The sequence below is a fragment of the Allocatelliglobosispora scoriae genome (assembly GCF_014204945.1).
Classification (GTDB): Bacteria; Actinomycetota; Actinomycetes; order Mycobacteriales; family Micromonosporaceae; genus Allocatelliglobosispora; species Allocatelliglobosispora scoriae.
The window spans coordinates 819,536-834,730 of the sequence record NZ_JACHMN010000002.1 but is presented as its reverse complement, the minus strand read 5'-3'; the positions used below and the strand labels follow the sequence as shown (position 1 = coordinate 834,730).

The window sequence follows — 15,195 nt, the reverse complement described above, 5'->3', positions numbered from 1 at the left end:
CCGTCTACGTCACGGTCGATTCCATGTGTGGCAGCGGTTGCCCGATCGCCCGACACGCCCCGGGCACATATGCACTACCGCCGCACGACCCTACTCACCTCAGTCCGTGAGGACTCGCGGAATGATCCCCTTGAGCAGCATCAAGCGCTCAAGATCTTCCTCAACGGCGTCCGCCGTGACGAACGCGTCGACGAGAGTCGTTCGCCGGTGATCGTCGCGAAGGTGCTCTGCCAGCAGGATGAGGGCCTTGGCCCGCGTACCCGGATCGTTGACGGTGCGCGCCCAGCTGACGGCGCTGGATATAGCCTCGTCCCGCGCGGCCGGCGCGATGTGAGGCGCTATCGCGATGGTGGTGTCGATTCGCAGCTCCAGGTCCTCGAGTTCGGCAGCCGCTGCTGTGATCAGGACCAGAGAATCGGAATGAACGTGTCCCGCGAGGGCGACGAAGGCCTCAGCCCGGGAGTGTTCATCGTTGATACTCATCGCCATGCCGAGCGCCCTGTCCGATTGCGCAGCGTCCAGGTGCGCGATGAGTCCGGCGAGCGCGGTGCCGCGGTACGCGTCGTCCATGCCCGCAACGATGTCGGTGGCGGTGTCGAGTTGGTCTCGGGTGAGCCAGGCCGCGATGCCGATGAGGGAGTCCCATGGGAAGGAGACCGCTGTCACCGCAGCGAGGGCCGCAGCTGCGGCCGGCTCGCGGTGTTCGGCTGCCAGGTGCGGCAGCAGGCTGGCCAACGCTGTGACCCGGCACGAAGGATCGCCGAGGCCTCCTGCGATGGCGAGCGCGGTGTCGAGTTGCCGGGGCGCCAGATGCGGCGCGAGCAGCCCGATCTGGTAAGCCTGGGTGTTCTCCCAGCGGGCAGAGGGAACGGCGGACAACAGCACTCCCAGCTGCTCGTGATCGAGCATCTCCACCAGCTGCGGCAACGCGATGATGGCGATGCTGTCGTCGGCGCCAGCCGTCCGGGCTGCGGCAGCGGCCGACGCGATGGCGCCTGACTGCTGCTGCGGTGGAAGGTGCGGGACCAACCCTGTCAGTGCTCTCACCCGGCAGCCGGGGTCGCTGATTCCTTCGGCGATGCTGCGGGCTGTGGTCATCTGACGCTCGTCGAGCCATGGGGCCAAGCTGGACAGCCTATGTGCGATCAGGTTGCCGTCGTCGACGTGGTTCATGTCGGAAAGTACGTGGTCGCGCTGCGCCGGGGTGAGGTGCTCTCCGACCAGGGCCAGCATCGACACCCGCTCAACCGGTGTGGTCATGTCGTGGACGACGACCAGTGCCGCCTCCATCTCCGGCAAGCGCAGGTGGGGTGCGAGTGTCCAGAACAGCTGCGAGTCGTGGGTTCCGACTTCTCTCATCAGGTGTAGCAGTTCGCTCAGGAGATGCAGCATTCTGGCCATCGCCTCCGACCTGGGTGCGGGTGCCAGGCGGGGCAGGAGAGCCGTCAAACAGTGGATGAGCTGTCCGCGGACGACGATGTCGGCGGTCATAGCGAGCCCTTGGCCTGCCTGATCTGCGTCGAGGTACGGCGCCAGAACGCTGAGGAGCCGGCTACGCGCGTCGGTATCGGCGAGCCCTCGCGCATGATCCAGCAGATCGGCGACTTGCTGCGGAGTCGAGTAAGGCAGCAGGGGGGCAAGGGCGGAGCTGCGCAGCAGGTCCGGTGTCCGCATCGCGGCTTCGAAGAGCAGGTCGATACTGACCCTGTCGGGCAGATCTACCTGCGGTGATGCAGCTTGGTCGTTTTGCGCCAGGAACGCTGCCAGGTCAGCGATCGCGACCCGGAGATCAGGGGGCAATGCTGCGGTCTGCGCTGTCCCGCAAACCCGCAGGGCCAGGAGTTCGAGTCGTTCGGCATCGTCGGCGGCGGGTCGCATCACGGTGACGATCATGCCGCAACTCCACAGCCCGCGTATGCCCCGAGACGATAGGTACTTCACGACCCGTCACGGCCCAGGTCAGACGGCACCGCTCGACAATAGAAGTCAGACTTGGATAGAACCAGAGCCCAGGGCGCGAACTTCGCATTCCCCCCACACTATTGCCATAGTGGCATGCTCCGATCTGGTCCAGGCAGCATCATGCGACGGCACCGGCCGGACGAAGCAACGGAGACGACGTATTCGTAGCGGGCGGCCAGCTACACCGGTGAAATACCACGCGCGCGGCGACATCCGTCACTGACGGACCGCTGCCGCGAGAGCTGAGTACCGTACTCGTTCCTGTTCCAGCCGTATCGACGCGCCGAACGCATCCTCGACAAGATCCTGATAGAGGCGCGCCTCGTCGCCGTCAAGATGCGGCAGTGCCTCTGCCGTCGGAACGTCCTCGACGACCCAGTGATCGCGGTGCGCGAGCAGCGTGGCCCGGTCCATGAGCATGGACCGGCTGTGCGGGAAGATCTCACGTACCCGGTGGAGGATTCGCATTCCGTGGGTGTCGATGTCGCCCCAGTAGATCAGTTCACGGTCGCGCAGCCATGTGAGGGCGCGCAGGGTTGACGCCGCGTATCCGCCACCGAGGACGGCTATCGCGTCGCCGACGGCGGGGAAGGCGAGGTAGGTGGTCTCGTTCTCCACCACGAACACCCGAATCTGGGTCGGCGGGTGGGCGGCGAGTTCATCGAGTCGGACGGTCATCTCGGTGTACGGACCAGGATGGCGCGGGTCGAGGTAGCGCAGCCGGACGTAGGAGGGTTTGCGGCGCAGCCGGTAGCGTCCGGCGAAGTCGGCCGGGGGCCGGCTCGTGTCGACCCGGTCGGCGGGCAGGTACGCGTCGAGCAGGTCGCACAGCACCGTGCGGTGGGCTTCGATGAACTTGGTGTCGACGCCGGGCACGTCGACCTGCCGCGGGTAGGTGTCAGGTGTGCCGTGCTCGCTGATCCAGGTGGCGGTATCGAGCAGTTGGGCCCACCACCGCTCGTTGTCGAGCACCCGGTGAGGGTGGGCCGACATCCGGGCGACCAGTGCGGGCGCCCGCCGGGCGGTGAGTTCGACGAGTTCCTGGAACCGGTCGGCTTGGCGGGCCACGTCGAGCAGTGCCCATGCCTGTTCGGGTGTGTCGATCCAGGCTTGGTGCGGTATGCGGTTGGTGCCGATGGCGCGTCCGCCCACGGCGCGGTATTCGACCCGAAGCTGGCGCTGGTTGGCGGCCCACCGCGCGACCCAGTCCTGGGCTCGGCTGAAGTCGGCGCCGATTTCAGCCGCCGACGGTCCGCGCACAGGGATGCAGACAGCCTCCCACGGGGTACCTTCGGCGATGCGCCGCAACAGGTCTCCTGTGGTCCACCGTTTGCGCAGGGCAGCGACGACGTCGCTGTAGGTCGTCCACTGCCGGGTGGCGCTCATGTGAGGACCTGGTCGGCGATGTGGCGGGTCTGCTGGTGGGCGATGCGCCGGGCGTGGTACTGCTCGATGGTGAGGCTCTGCAGGCGAGAGCTGGACCCGTCGGGGTTGTCGACGAATCCGACGGCGGCGACGAACGGCTCGATGACGTGGATCTTCTGCAGAGGGGTGACGATGAGCATCTGCATGCCGAGGCGTTGGAACAGCCGCAGGGCGAACCGTGCGGATTCTTCCGAGCCGCGGCCGAACGCTTCGTCGATGACGACGAAGCGGAACGTGTCTTCGCCGGCGGGGGCCGCTGTCGAGGCGGAACTGGTACGCCAGCGAAGCGGCGAGGATCGTGTAGGCGAGTTTCTCCTTCTGGCCGCCGGATTTTCCACCGGAGTCGCTGTAGGTCTCGTACTCGGTGTCGTCCTCGCGGTAGCGCTCGGAGGCGGTGAACACGAACCAGTTGCGGACGTCGGTGACCTTGCGCGACCAGGCCCGGTCGGCCTCACTGAACCCCTCTCGCCCCCGGAAGCGTTCGATGAGGGCTTTGACCTGGAGGAACTTCTGTTCGGAGTAGGTGTCGCTGTCGTCGGGCTGCAGGGCACCGTCGGTGCAGGCTCGCAGGTCGGTGCGGAAGTCGCGGATGTCAGTGCTGGGACTGGGGTCGCATTGCAAGCGGATGTAGCGGCCGGGGCTGTAGTCGATGTCGACGAGGGAGGTGTTGATGACGTCGATGCGGTCGCGGATGAGGTCACGCTGCTCGTTGAGCTTGGAGTGGAACGTGGCGATGTCGCGGATGGTGTTGGTGTTGAGGTACTGCTTGAACTCGCGTTCGAACCGGGGCAGGTCGTCGGCGGTGAGCCGGCTGTGCAGCGTGCGGTACTCGGCGGCCGATTCGATGTCGTCGTCGACGTCCCTGGTCAGCAGTGGGTAGGCGGCGCGGAACCGGGTCATGGCGGTGACGGCTCTGGTCTCGGCGCTGCTGCGGGCTCTGGCTGCGGTGTCCCTGGCCCGGCTGAGGAGATCGCGCAGGTGGGTTTCGAGGCGGGTGAAGTCCTCAACCGTCGCTGGGTCGCCGTCCGTGAGCTCCGCCAGGTCGGCGAAGGTGTCCTGCGCGGTGGCGGACACAGGATCGGCGAGGAGTTCCTGTTCCCGGGCGAGGGCCTGCTCGGCCTGCGCCAGGGCCTGTCCGGCGGAGCCGCGGGCACGGTCGCAGCGGCTCTTCTCCTGTTCGCACTCGGTGATCTTGGCTCCGATCTCGTCGAGGCGGTCCGACAGCCGTCGCAGTTCGCCGTCCTTGGCGACGAGGGCGGCACGTTCGGCTTCCAGGTCGTTGATCCGGTTCACCATGGACTGCCAGTCCAGTGCGGTGAAATCGCCGTACTCCTGGAGCCGGGCGACCTGGTTGCTGCGGCCGACCAGCTGCCGGCCGACCTCCGCCAGCCGAACCGCTTCCGCCCGGGCGGTCTTCACCTCCTCGGTGAGCCGTACCGCTCGCGCCAGCAGGAGGTCGATCTTCTGCTGGTTGGTCCACCCGAGCACGAAGGTGCTGCGGTCGTCGATGCGGCGCCGGTCGTCCTTCACATGGCGGCCCCGGTCGCCTTTGACCTGGCCGGCGCGGGTGACCGCGCGCTCGGCCCGCCGGAACTCCTCCATCGAGTCGACGCACTCGTAGGTCGCCCACCGGCCGAGTTCCGCCGACAGCCAGTCCCGCATCGGGCCCTCGCGCAGGTCAAGCTTAGCCAGCAGTAGCCGCGGGTCGGCGGGAACGGCGGGTACGGTGCTGACCCGGGGCGGGATCCGGTAGTACACCAGCCGGCCGCCCAGGTGGCGGCTGTCGATCCAGTCGGAGACCGCGCCGTAGTGCGCCTGCGGCACCAGCATCGACAGGGCGAACCCGCCCAGGACCCGCTCGGCGGCGCCCTCCCACTCCAGCGCGTCGGGCCGTACCTGGATCAGCTCCCCCACGAACGGCAGCAGGTCCTCGTCCAGTTTCAACTCCGCGCACAAGCGTCCGCGTAGCTCCAGGCTCTGCCGCGGGAGGTTGGTCGGCCTGGCCCGCAGGCTCATCAGGTCGGCGTTGACCTCCTTGATCTCGCCCTCTACCTCCTTCAAAGCACCAACCGCATCGCCCTGCCGGGCCGCGTTCTCGGCGAGGCCGGCCTCCACCGCCCGGCCGTAGTCGTCGATCTGCCGTCGGCGCGCGGCGAACGCTTCGCTCGAGCCCACCGCCGCCAGCTCGACCTCCTTCAGGAGCGTGTGGTACCGGTCGAAGGACCGGCGGCGCTCCTGGCGCGACTGCTCGGCGTCGACGACCTCGCGGTCGATCTCGGCCAGGCGGTTCCCGCCGTGCCCGGCGCGTTCCAGATCGAGCCGCCGCTGCTCCGTACGCAGCGCCACCAGCTCCGCTGCCACCTCCCCCAACCGCGCCTGCGCAGCCTCCAGGTCCTGGCGGTGGCCGCCGATCAGCCCCGACCACGCCTGCGCCCGGCCCTGCGCGCAGAAATACGGCAGCGCGGCCAGGCGACGCTCGGCCCGCGCGACCAGGTCGCCGTGCTTGTCGTAGTCGGCACATAGCCGCAGCAGCGGTTGCAGCGCCTCCAGCTGGGCGCGAGCCGCGACGACCGCCTCATGGGCCCGGCTCAAGTCGTCGAAGTGGTCGATGAGCTGCCGGATCCAGCTGTCGGAATCGAACGGCTCGAGCATGTGGCTGCGCACGAACTCGTTGAGGTTCTCCACCGCCTTCATCGACACCGTCTGGTGGAACAGCTCCATCGCCTGCTCCGAGGCGATGCCCAGGCGTTTGCGGTAGTCGCGGCCGTAGTCGGGGAAGTGGTCGTGGACCCGCGCCCCGCCCGCCCGCAGGCGCTTGCGGAGGGCACCGATGTCCGTGCCGAACTCCATGAAGTCGGCCTCGATGCCCAGCGGCCGGTCAGCCACCAGGTAGAGCCGGTCAGGCTGGCCGGTGTTGCCGTCGTGCAGCCAGAACACCTGCGCCACCGACACCGAGGCCCCGCCCCGCGCGAACACCCCCAGGATCACCGAGAAGGTGCTGGCCCTGCGCAGCGCCACCGGCCGCGACGTCCCGGTGTCTTCGTTGCGCTCGGACTTATGGAAGCCCAGCACATACGAGCGAAGGTTGCGCTCGCGGGTCTCGGCCCCGGCGGCCTTGTTATAGGAGATCCGGTGCGCCGGGAGCAGCAGGGTGGTGACCGCGTCGACGAGGGTCGACTTGCCCGACCCGATGTCCCCGGTCAGCAGGCCGCTGGCGCCGTCGAGGGCCAGCGACCAGACCCGCTCGTCGAACGTCCCCCAGTTGCGCACCTCCAGGCGGTGCAGCCGCCACCCGAGCTGCCGGTCTGCCGGCTCGACGCCGCTACTCATTCCCGCCGCCTCCGTCCGGGTCCGCGAACTCCTGCGCGTACGCGGCCAGCCGGGCGTCGAAGTCCGACAGCCACTGCGCGTCGACGAACGCCTTGAGGATGCGCCGCACCTCGACCGAGCCCTCGGCGTCGCCCATCCGGCGCAGGAAACCCAGATCCACCGCCTTGGCGATGTTGGCATCGATCTGGTCGACGACGCGGGCGTCGGACTTCGTGTTCGACATGAACACCGTCACCGTGTCGATGATCTGTGCCCGGGTGAGCACCAGCCGGGTGTCGGCGGCCCGGGCGTCGAACTCGGCCAGGCGCTTGCGCAGCAGGGCCAGCAGGATGCTCAGGTGCAGCGACAGCTGACGGCGGGCGATCAGCCGGGGAATCGCGGGCTCGTCGCCGTCGCCGCTGTCAGGCCGCGAGCGCAGGAACGCGTACCCCTCCGCATCGTCGACGACGACCTGCAGCCCGACCACCGCGACGTGGTCGCGGACCTGCGGCTGCAGCGCCAGCAGGTGCCGCCACGCCACCTCGTGCGTGTCGCGGTAGACGACGCCCTTCATCAGCTGCGTCACCGCCACCGAGAGGTCCGGGGCGGTCTCGTGCGGGCGGGCGCTCACCGGGCCGCCAGCTCGGCGCTGCGCAGGAACGTCACCCTGGGCAGGGTCGCCAGCCGCCGGACCCCGCCCTCGTCCACCCACTCGACGTGCTCCTGGTAGGCCTCGTCGAAGACGATCTCGAACTCCGGGCCGTGCAGCGACAGGTACGCGACGAGCTCGGCCAGGCCGCGTTCGACCGGACGCTCGGCGAGCAGATCGCCCAGCATCACCTGCGACCGGCGGGCCAAAGCCCGCACCACGTGCTCGCGCAGCGGCGCCGGGTCGACGTAGACCTGTTCGAACAGCGCCGACACGTCGACGTCGGCACCGCCGGTGCCGGTCGGCGTGCTGTCCAGGGCGGCCTTGGCCCGCAGCCGGTACAGAGGCCGCTCCATCGGCAGCGCGATCGCCGGAACCACCCCGTCGATCGCCGTGACGATATCGACATCGCTGCGGCCGCGCAGGCGCAGGGCATGGGTTTCGATGCTGCGCAGGATGTCCATTACCCGCCGGTTCTCCAGCCACACCTGGTCGTCGAGGAAGCGGCGCAGCTGTTCCGACAGCTGCCGCACCGTCGCCTGGGTGCGGGCGGCCGCGTCGAGCCAGTCGTAGTGCACGCGGCGCATCCGCGGATCGGTTTCGGCGATCGCCGGCAGCGCCTGCACCGCGGCCAGGAGCTCCGCGAACTCGCGCTGGCGGCGCTCGGACAGCAGGAAGTCGTAGAAGGCGTGGAAGCTGCGCCCCTCGTCGGAGTCCGCGATCGACGACCGGTCCCCCAGCACCTCGTCGAGCAGGGCGCCCTTCGACCCGTCCCACAGCGCGACCCGCTCGCGCAACTGCCGGTCCAGGGCGCGGAAGTTCGCCTCGACCTCGCGGAAGTCCACGAGCAGGCCGCGCGCGGTGGTGGAGAACTGCTGGTAGCGGTCGCGCTGCGCGGCGGGGTCCATGACGGCGATATCGCCGGACTGGACCCGGGCGATCTCCGCGTCGATCTCGGAGCGCCGCCGGTACAGCTCCCCGAGCCGGGCCTCGGCGTCCTCCTCCGCGCCGAACGCCATCTGCCGCAGCAGGTCCACGGCGATGTAGAGCCGGGACTCGGTACCGACGAACGGCTGAGCGACCAGCGACGACGCCCAGCCCAACGCCTTGACGACGGCCGGTGTGGCATCGAAGTGAACGACGTCGGAGCCGGGCGGGTAGTAGCGACGCAGCCAGCCGACCTCCGGTTTGGACCACTCGTCCAGGTACTCCTTGGCGGTACGCGGGTAGCGGGCGACGGGGTGGCGCTCGTTGAGCACGGCCAGCGTGTCGTCGAGGCGGCCGGTGATCTCCGGGGCTGCGACGGCTCCGGTATTGGTGTCCAGGAACACCGAGGCGAGGAACGACAAGATCATGGGCGCGTTGTCTGCGCGCAGGAGCCGCCACGCCGCACTGTTGCGGTGGAGTGCCTCCAGATCGTCGAACTCCACGCATACCTCCCCGCCGCCGACCGAACCCACGATCGTACGGTCACGGCGAACGCTTGTCACCAGGGCTGTTGACACTCTGTCAGGGATCGGTCACTTCACGGCGGGGAAGATGCGTCCGCCGCCTGCTGTGAGCGACGTGGGCCATGATCGCGATTGCCGCCCTACCCTCGCACGACGGTGGAAGAATCCTGCAGGGCTTCTGTCGAACCGGCGGCTCTGCGTTCGACGCACAGGTAAGCAAGTCCGAGCGAAGGGAACATCATGGGCAAGGTCATCACCGGCGCCACCATGTCGCTGGACGGCTACATTGCCGGACCGAACGAAAGCGGATTCGACCTGCTGTTCCAGTGGTACGGCAACGGCGGAGTCGAGCTGCCGTCGGCGAGCCCCACCGTCCCGCCGAGCCACGTCTCGGCCGCCAGCGCCGAACTGGTCACCAGGGAGTACGCCTCGATCGGCTGCCTGGTGGTCGGCCGGCACCTCTACGACCTCACCAACGCCTGGGGCGGCCACCACCCGCTGGACGTCACGACCGTAGTCCTCACCCACCAGCGCCCCGTCGACCGGCCCGACGACGATGACGACTTCGTGTTCGTCACCGACGGCATCGAAGCGGCCGTCGCCAAAGCCAGGCAGATCGCCGGTGAGAAGAACGTAGTGTTCAACGGCGGTCAGATCGCCCGACAGTGCCTGGAGGCCTGGCTGCTCGACGAGGTCGGCATCGATCTGGCCCCGGTCCTGCTGGGCTCGGGTACGCCGCTCTTCGCCGGCCTCGGCGCCGTCCCCGCACAGCTCGCGGGGCCCTTCACCGTGGTCCAGGGTACGGAGGTCACCCATCTGCGCTACCACGTCCGCAAGGAGTAGTAGGGCCGCCACGGACACATGTCGTATTTGGGTTCCGCTCCGGCCCCGCCGAGGCAAGAATTCGGTGGGAGGAGGGCGGTGGAATCGGTCATGGATAAGGGTTTGGTGGTTAGCGTTGCGCTATGCCGCCGCGGGCATCGCGGTGATGCCGCTTCACACCTCGGTGGCCGCGGGGTGCTCGTGCCGGCAGCGGGCCCAGTGCCCTTCGCCTGGCACACATCCCCGCCTGCTTCACGAGTAGGGGCGTCCACCGAAGCGAGGTCGTCGCTGCGGGTCGGCGCGAGGTCGCCGAGGACCACGCTCGTGGCCGCTGCGACGGATCATCGCGCACGGCACGGTGCTCAGCGAGGTCACCACCCGAGGGTTCTGGCGTACTCCGCCCCGTAGCGAGCGATCGTCACCTGGCGAGCGCGTTCCTTGGTGTATTCCTGCAGGGCGTCGAAATGCCCGGTGTATCCCGACAGGATAGCGGCGCCGCAGGTTCGTAGGCTGCGCGCGAGAAGCTGGGCGTTCTCGACGCTGGGCGAGTGCGGCCCGAGCTGCCCTGTTTTCGCATCCCCGGAGAAAGCCTCAAGGTGACCCAGGTCGAAGTAGTGGAGCGTCGCGTCCGCGCGCATGACGGTCTGACCCTTTGGAGGGAACGCCCCGTCAACCAGTCTGACGAGCCATACCGACAGCGGATCTCGGGGGTGCCAGTCGACCGCGACGCCCACCTCGCCGCGAGAGTAGTACAGCGTGAATCCACCGAGTTCGCGCCGCTGATCGCCTGCGGTGTAGCCGTATTCAGCTACCAGGAACTCGAACTCGGCCGCAACGGTCGGCAGGTGGTCCTGCGCCTGGCGCGTCACCTTGACATCCACAACATTTGACGAACCTAGCGTCTCGGACTCGATTCAATACCGCGGCTCTACCCTGCGGCGATGCCCCCGTTCCAAGCATCCGCTGCCACTCCTGGTCGGGCGCACTGGGCGTCTCCATGAACCACAGACCCGAATCCTGATCGGCGGCGCAACGATCACGGTCCGGTTTCTCCGAGGACGACGGCGATCGACGAGATCCACCTCTCCAGCGGGCAGCAGCCCAGCGCCGAGTGCGGATGCACTCTCGATCAGTACGCCGTTTGGCCCGGCAGGCGTGACCAAGTCACAACCCGCAAGCCAAACCGCCGCGGGCCACCACGACTATCCCGACGCGACGCATGGGGAACAAAATAGCGATCTTCCTTCGGACCTCGGACAGGCAGATCGTTGATCAAGTATCCGTCCGCCATGTTCAAAACGCCCTTCGCATCCATTCTGCGAGCTCCCCCAGTGTTTGGTCGCCTTCTCGACCTCGGCGCTCGAACAGGGAGATGAGTTCTTTGCGGTCCGCCTCGCTGACATCCTCAATCCTGCATAGAAGATCTGCGATACGAGGGCTTCCCACAATGCCGGGAGCATTCCGGCGTTCCCGCAGGAGTGCCCTGAAAGCGTCTCTCGGCAGCAGCGGAATCCACTTCTCGGCCAGCTCCGTTCGCAGTGCGCCTGCCAGCTGCTCGCAGACGTCGTCCAGCGTCGCCGCCGTCACCTCCCACACCCCATGCCAGTTCGACGTCGAGGCCAGTCGCCCATCCCACACGCCTTCGTTCTCAGCCGGCGGGGTTGCCCGGACTTCGGATAATGATGTCCGCCGAGTCCAGGCAACCCACGGAACCGGGTTGAGAGTGATATTGACGAAGAAGGCCGAGCGTTCTTTTGTGCTGCCAGTAGAACGCTGCAAGCCGACGACGATACAGTCGCCGCGTTCTCCATTAACGATTAGTCGCCTCTTCTGTCGGCATGATGGGCATACCGTCCAACCGTTGCGGTAATGCCGCTGCTACGTCATCTAGCAGGCCCATAATGTCCCTCCGTCGCTGCGATCCGGTCAGGCGGTCGGTTCGCCAGGATGCCAGAACGTCACCGAAAGGTGATTACGGAGCCGGTCGCCGCGCCTGCACCCGGACATCGGCAGCAGCGCTCTGTCCACTGCCGCTCGGCGCGCCGGTCAAATCACCAGCCACGACCTGCCCAAGAGGAGCACCATGACTGATGGCAAGGATCACGCTGTGAGTGGGAGCGGCAGGTAGTGCCGCTCCCATTCGATTACGCAGTTCGCCAGTCGGTCTCGCCGATCAGGCGGCCAGCGGAGCGATCATCGTCCGGACGCCTGACGGCTGGCACTGACCAGGTCGGCGGCGTCGGATACCGCGTAGGTCGCCTCGTCAGAGGTCTTCTTGAATCTCGTGCCCGCCGGGGACTTCTTGTCGCATTCGAATGATTCGAACGTGACGGTTCCCGGTGCGGGCGATTCCACGAGTACCACCTGCGAGGGTATGGCGATGTTCACTCCTGCCGGCGTGCCGGGGACCGGCGGTCCCGGAACCGCCGTTCGACCGTGAGCCAGCACGTCGAGTTCGGCCATCCGGATCTGCTGTTCCAGCGGAGGGCTCCAGTTATGGGACCCGTGCTGGGGTTGGACACGCCAGACCCAGATCACGTCATGGCCGCCGGACCTTGACGAGCCGTCCCAGCAGACCACGTCGGGTTCGTCCACCTCCGGGTTCGTGCGCACCGACACGAGGGAACCCTCGTATCGTGCGAGCACCGCGGAGCCGAACAGGATCGCCGCGGTGATCTTGGCCATGTCGCCGCCGTCAACGCGCGGGCCGAGCGATGTCAGGTCGACATCGTGGTGGTCGTCGGTCATCCACTTCTTCCCTTCGGATTGCCGAGCTAGCGCACAGCGCGTAGTCACACTTGTAACGGATGGGCGCGCCCGGCCCGAGGGCGTGTACAGCACCGCACGGCGTCGGAGCAGCCACCGTATACCGGCTCCGCCGGAGATGACAGCGACGACGACCCAGGTGATCGGGTCTTCGCCTCCCGGTTCCGCGTACACGGCGTCCGAGGTCGGGTTGCGCAGATAGTTGAGCCTGGCGCTCCGAGTACTTGTTCATGTCGTCGGCCCCGTCGACGGCAGTGTAGGTGTACTGCTTGTTCATCTTGGCTTCGCCGACTTCTTGTCCTGATTCTCCACCCCGTAGATCTCGAGGCCGGGGACGTCGGGTGAGCTGGCCACGAGGACCATCTCCGATGGATTGGCGACAGCGGTGCGCGGCCCTCGGCTCGGGGATCGGCGTTGACCTGAGCGACGTGCTTGGCGATCTCGGTCGCCGCGGCGATCTTCTGGGCCGGCTGTGTGACCCTTCCGATGGCTTTGACCTCCCAGACCCAGACGACATCGGGTCCGCCTGCGATGGCTGAGCAGTTCCAGCCCACGAGGTCGGGGCCGCCTGCGTTGCCCCACATCTCCCCGGTGATGTGCGCGCCCGGGCAGGTCATCTTGAGGGCGTGCATGCGCAATGCGACGGCGGTGATGTGCACGAGGGTCTTGCCTGGTAGGCGGCCGTCATCAGGGTCGACCATCTTCAACCCCGACGGGTCGCTGTGGGTGACCGGGCTGGAGTTCGAGTAGGTATACGCGTTCCAAGTCTGGCAGTTCTTCAGATCGAAGATCGGGCCCACGGAGATGAACCGACCAGTGGCCGGGTCGTACTCACGGGCGCCGACATGGACGAGCCCGGTGGGGTCGATGTCACCGCCGCCGAAGCCCTTGCCGTTGGGCCACGTGGGAGTTGTGCCCCGTTCGCCGCCGCACGGCATCTGTCGCGGGCACCTGCCCGGGCAGGGTGTTGAGGCCGAAGAAGTACTGGGTGCCGTCGGTCCCGATGAGCTTCCAGCACTCAGCGTCGCCGTCGCCGTCGCCGTTGCCGGTGCAGGTGGTCTTCTCGATGCGGGAGCCGTTGTCGTTGCGCAGGTGCCAGCCCTTGCCCGTCTCGAAGACCATTTCACCGCCCTGGCCGCTCATGCTCAGGGTGGCGTTGTCGGAGCGCCAGCACTGATCGCCGGTCTTGATGGTGTTGTTGTGCGTACCCGCCTGGTCGTCCCGGCAGCTCACGTATCGGCGTTCGATGTAGCCGGCGCGTGCCGTTCGCAACTCCGAGTCAGAGGCAGCAAGCCCCAAATGCCGTGAAGCCAGATCCTGCACTCGGACAAACAGTAGCCAGCGGTATGCGCGATCAATCCATTTCGCGCATACCGCTGTTGGTTCTACGGTCTAGTGTTCTCACGAACGGCATGGGATGAGGCGTTGGCTATCCCGACGGCTCACCGTGCCGCCGTCGCACGGTCGTTCAAGCGGATGCTTCTAACAGATTCCGAGCCCGGTTTTTCATCGAGGTGGTAGGACTGGAAGGTAACGATTCCAGGCTCACGGCTTTCGATGACGACGACATCGCTCATCAGTACCAGGTTCGCACCGGCAAATGACGCGTCGAGGGGTGGCCCGGGCACCGCACGGCGCCCCTGGGCTAGGGGATCGACTTCTGCGACCTTGAGCTGATGGTCGAGGTCGAGTCCCTGCCCCCAGTGTGAGCCGTCGGCTCCGACTGTGGACCAGACCCAGAAGATTTCAGGGGTCGCGGCGAGTCCGGGACCTTGCCAGTAGACGATGTCGGCTTCGACCTGAGAGTCGTCGACGCAGACGGAGATCTGGGCCGGTCCGAATCGTTCGATCACCATGGAGCCGAAGAACACTGAAGCCACGGTCTTGGCTATAGGGCCTGCGGGTACTTGCTCAAGGGCGTCGAGATTCGGCAGGTCAAGGTTTTCTTCACTCACTTCGACCACCTTATTGGTTGACACTCAGCTCACCAGAACGAAGTCGGACTGCTTGGGTACCCCCGGCACGCGAGGTGCGGCGGGTACGGGTTGACCCATTGGCGGGTTGGGCGGGATGCCCGCTCCTGCCGCCGCGCCGCGCCGGAGCAGGATGACCCCGCCGTAGCCGCCCCCGCGCGGGGCGCGAACAGCGGCCACCGGTCGGCGGCGTGTCGCAGGTCGGCATTGACGACCGGGATGCCGGTGCGGAACGCGCCCGTGCAGGGCCCTTCCTGGTTCTGGACCTGGAGCAGCTTCAGCAGTTTGACGTTCTCGTCCGACGCGGCCATGAACTCCAGGCGGCCTTGGTGGTCGGATAGGAGCGGACCGACGGGTGAGTCGTCGAGGAGGTCTGCGATGCGGCCGGCGAGCAGCTGGAGGAACTAGATCAGGTCGAACCCGCCGACGAGGGTGTCGGCGATCTCGACGAACACCTTCGCGAGCCATTGCGGGGATACCGTGGTCATGGCTGTCTACTTCCGTTTCCGGATTGGTTCAGGTCGTCGTTCACGGCTGCTGCGGGTCAGGGTCGAGTATGAGTCGGCGGGCGACGACGTCCGCGGCTACGTAGGCAGCCGTCGGTCGTTGGCGTAGGCGTGGGCGCGCATCCGGAGAGGACCGAGCCAACCAATCCGATCGAGTCGCCGGCTATTGGCCACACCCGCGCCACTCTTCTGCTCCATGTGGACGACGGCACCGGCTTCTGTGAGGGATGCAAGTGCGCACACTCGTTCCTGGCGCCGTTCCCCTGCACGGTGCGCCAGTGGGCCAGCCGAGCCTTGATCATCGAGCGGGCGTCCGAATGAGTCCAAGCTTC

General features: G+C 67.2%; 11 protein-coding genes. 1 reads left to right on the top strand and 10 read right to left on the bottom strand.

The window, feature by feature from the left end:
* Positions 1-99: 99 nt before the first annotated feature.
* The 4 genes from F4553_RS09495 to F4553_RS09475 form a co-directional block, all read right to left on the bottom strand.
* Positions 100-1,893, bottom strand: a complete 1,794-nt coding sequence (locus tag F4553_RS09495) for a hypothetical protein (RefSeq protein ID WP_184834589.1) — start codon at positions 1,891-1,893, stop codon at positions 100-102.
* A gap of 285 nt (positions 1,894-2,178) precedes the next feature.
* Positions 2,179-6,717: a Wadjet anti-phage system protein JetD domain-containing protein gene (locus tag F4553_RS09485; RefSeq protein ID WP_221469831.1), complete on the bottom strand. Its 4,539-nt coding sequence runs from the start codon at positions 6,715-6,717 to the stop codon at positions 2,179-2,181.
* On the bottom strand, positions 6,710-7,327 hold the full coding sequence (locus F4553_RS09480) for a DUF4194 domain-containing protein (RefSeq protein ID WP_221469830.1): 618 nt from the start codon (positions 7,325-7,327) through the stop codon (positions 6,710-6,712). The genes F4553_RS09485 and F4553_RS09480 overlap by 8 nt, the downstream gene beginning before the upstream one ends.
* The gene (locus F4553_RS09475; RefSeq protein ID WP_184834585.1) at positions 7,324-8,775 is read right to left on the bottom strand and encodes a DUF3375 domain-containing protein; all 1,452 of its coding nucleotides are present in this window, start codon (positions 8,773-8,775) and stop codon (positions 7,324-7,326) included. Before F4553_RS09475 ends, F4553_RS09480 begins: the two co-directional genes overlap by 4 nt.
* A gap of 261 nt (positions 8,776-9,036) precedes the next feature.
* Here F4553_RS09475 and F4553_RS09470 point away from each other — a divergent pair, with 261 nt between their 5' ends.
* Complete coding sequence (locus F4553_RS09470) at positions 9,037-9,639, top strand: dihydrofolate reductase family protein (RefSeq protein WP_184834583.1); 603 nt, start codon at positions 9,037-9,039, stop codon at positions 9,637-9,639.
* A 350-nt stretch (positions 9,640-9,989) separates the two neighbouring features.
* Here the strand turns inward: F4553_RS09470 and F4553_RS09465 are convergent, their stop codons facing one another.
* The 6 genes from F4553_RS09465 to F4553_RS09440 form a co-directional block, all read right to left on the bottom strand.
* The gene (locus F4553_RS09465; protein WP_184834581.1) at positions 9,990-10,499 is read right to left on the bottom strand and encodes a hypothetical protein; all 510 of its coding nucleotides are present in this window, start codon (positions 10,497-10,499) and stop codon (positions 9,990-9,992) included.
* A gap of 412 nt (positions 10,500-10,911) precedes the next feature.
* Positions 10,912-11,409, bottom strand: coding sequence for a DUF4304 domain-containing protein (locus F4553_RS09460; RefSeq protein WP_512698874.1), 498 nt, complete (start codon positions 11,407-11,409; stop codon positions 10,912-10,914).
* A 402-nt stretch (positions 11,410-11,811) separates the two neighbouring features.
* A complete protein-coding gene (locus tag F4553_RS09455) occupies positions 11,812-12,366 on the bottom strand; it encodes a hypothetical protein (protein ID WP_184834577.1) in 555 nt (184 codons plus the stop codon).
* 44 nt (positions 12,367-12,410) lie between these two features.
* Positions 12,411-13,322 carry an RHS repeat-associated core domain-containing protein gene (locus F4553_RS09450; RefSeq protein ID WP_184834575.1) on the bottom strand — a complete coding sequence of 304 codons (912 nt, stop codon included), beginning with the start codon at positions 13,320-13,322 and terminating at the stop codon, positions 12,411-12,413.
* Positions 13,255-13,656 carry a hypothetical protein gene (locus F4553_RS09445; protein WP_184834573.1) on the bottom strand — a complete coding sequence of 134 codons (402 nt, stop codon included), beginning with the start codon at positions 13,654-13,656 and terminating at the stop codon, positions 13,255-13,257. Before F4553_RS09445 ends, F4553_RS09450 begins: the two co-directional genes overlap by 68 nt.
* Before the next feature lie 170 nt (positions 13,657-13,826).
* Positions 13,827-14,339: a hypothetical protein gene (locus F4553_RS09440; protein WP_184834571.1), complete on the bottom strand. Its 513-nt coding sequence runs from the start codon at positions 14,337-14,339 to the stop codon at positions 13,827-13,829.
* Positions 14,340-15,195 lie beyond the last annotated feature (856 nt).

Excerpts from the sequence above, each read along its gene's own strand:
- F4553_RS09495 (WP_184834589.1), bottom strand. The coding sequence starts at position 1,893 with ATGATCGTCACCGTGATGCGACCCGCCGCCGACGATGCCGAACGACTC.
- F4553_RS09485 (WP_221469831.1), bottom strand. The coding sequence starts at position 6,717 with ATGAGTAGCGGCGTCGAGCCGGCAGACCGGCAGCTCGGGTGGCGGCTG.
- F4553_RS09470 (WP_184834583.1), top strand. The coding sequence starts at position 9,037 with ATGGGCAAGGTCATCACCGGCGCCACCATGTCGCTGGACGGCTACATT.
- F4553_RS09455 (WP_184834577.1), bottom strand. The coding sequence starts at position 12,366 with ATGACCGACGACCACCACGATGTCGACCTGACATCGCTCGGCCCGCGC.
- F4553_RS09450 (WP_184834575.1), bottom strand. The coding sequence starts at position 13,322 with ATGCCGTGCGGCGGCGAACGGGGCACAACTCCCACGTGGCCCAACGGC.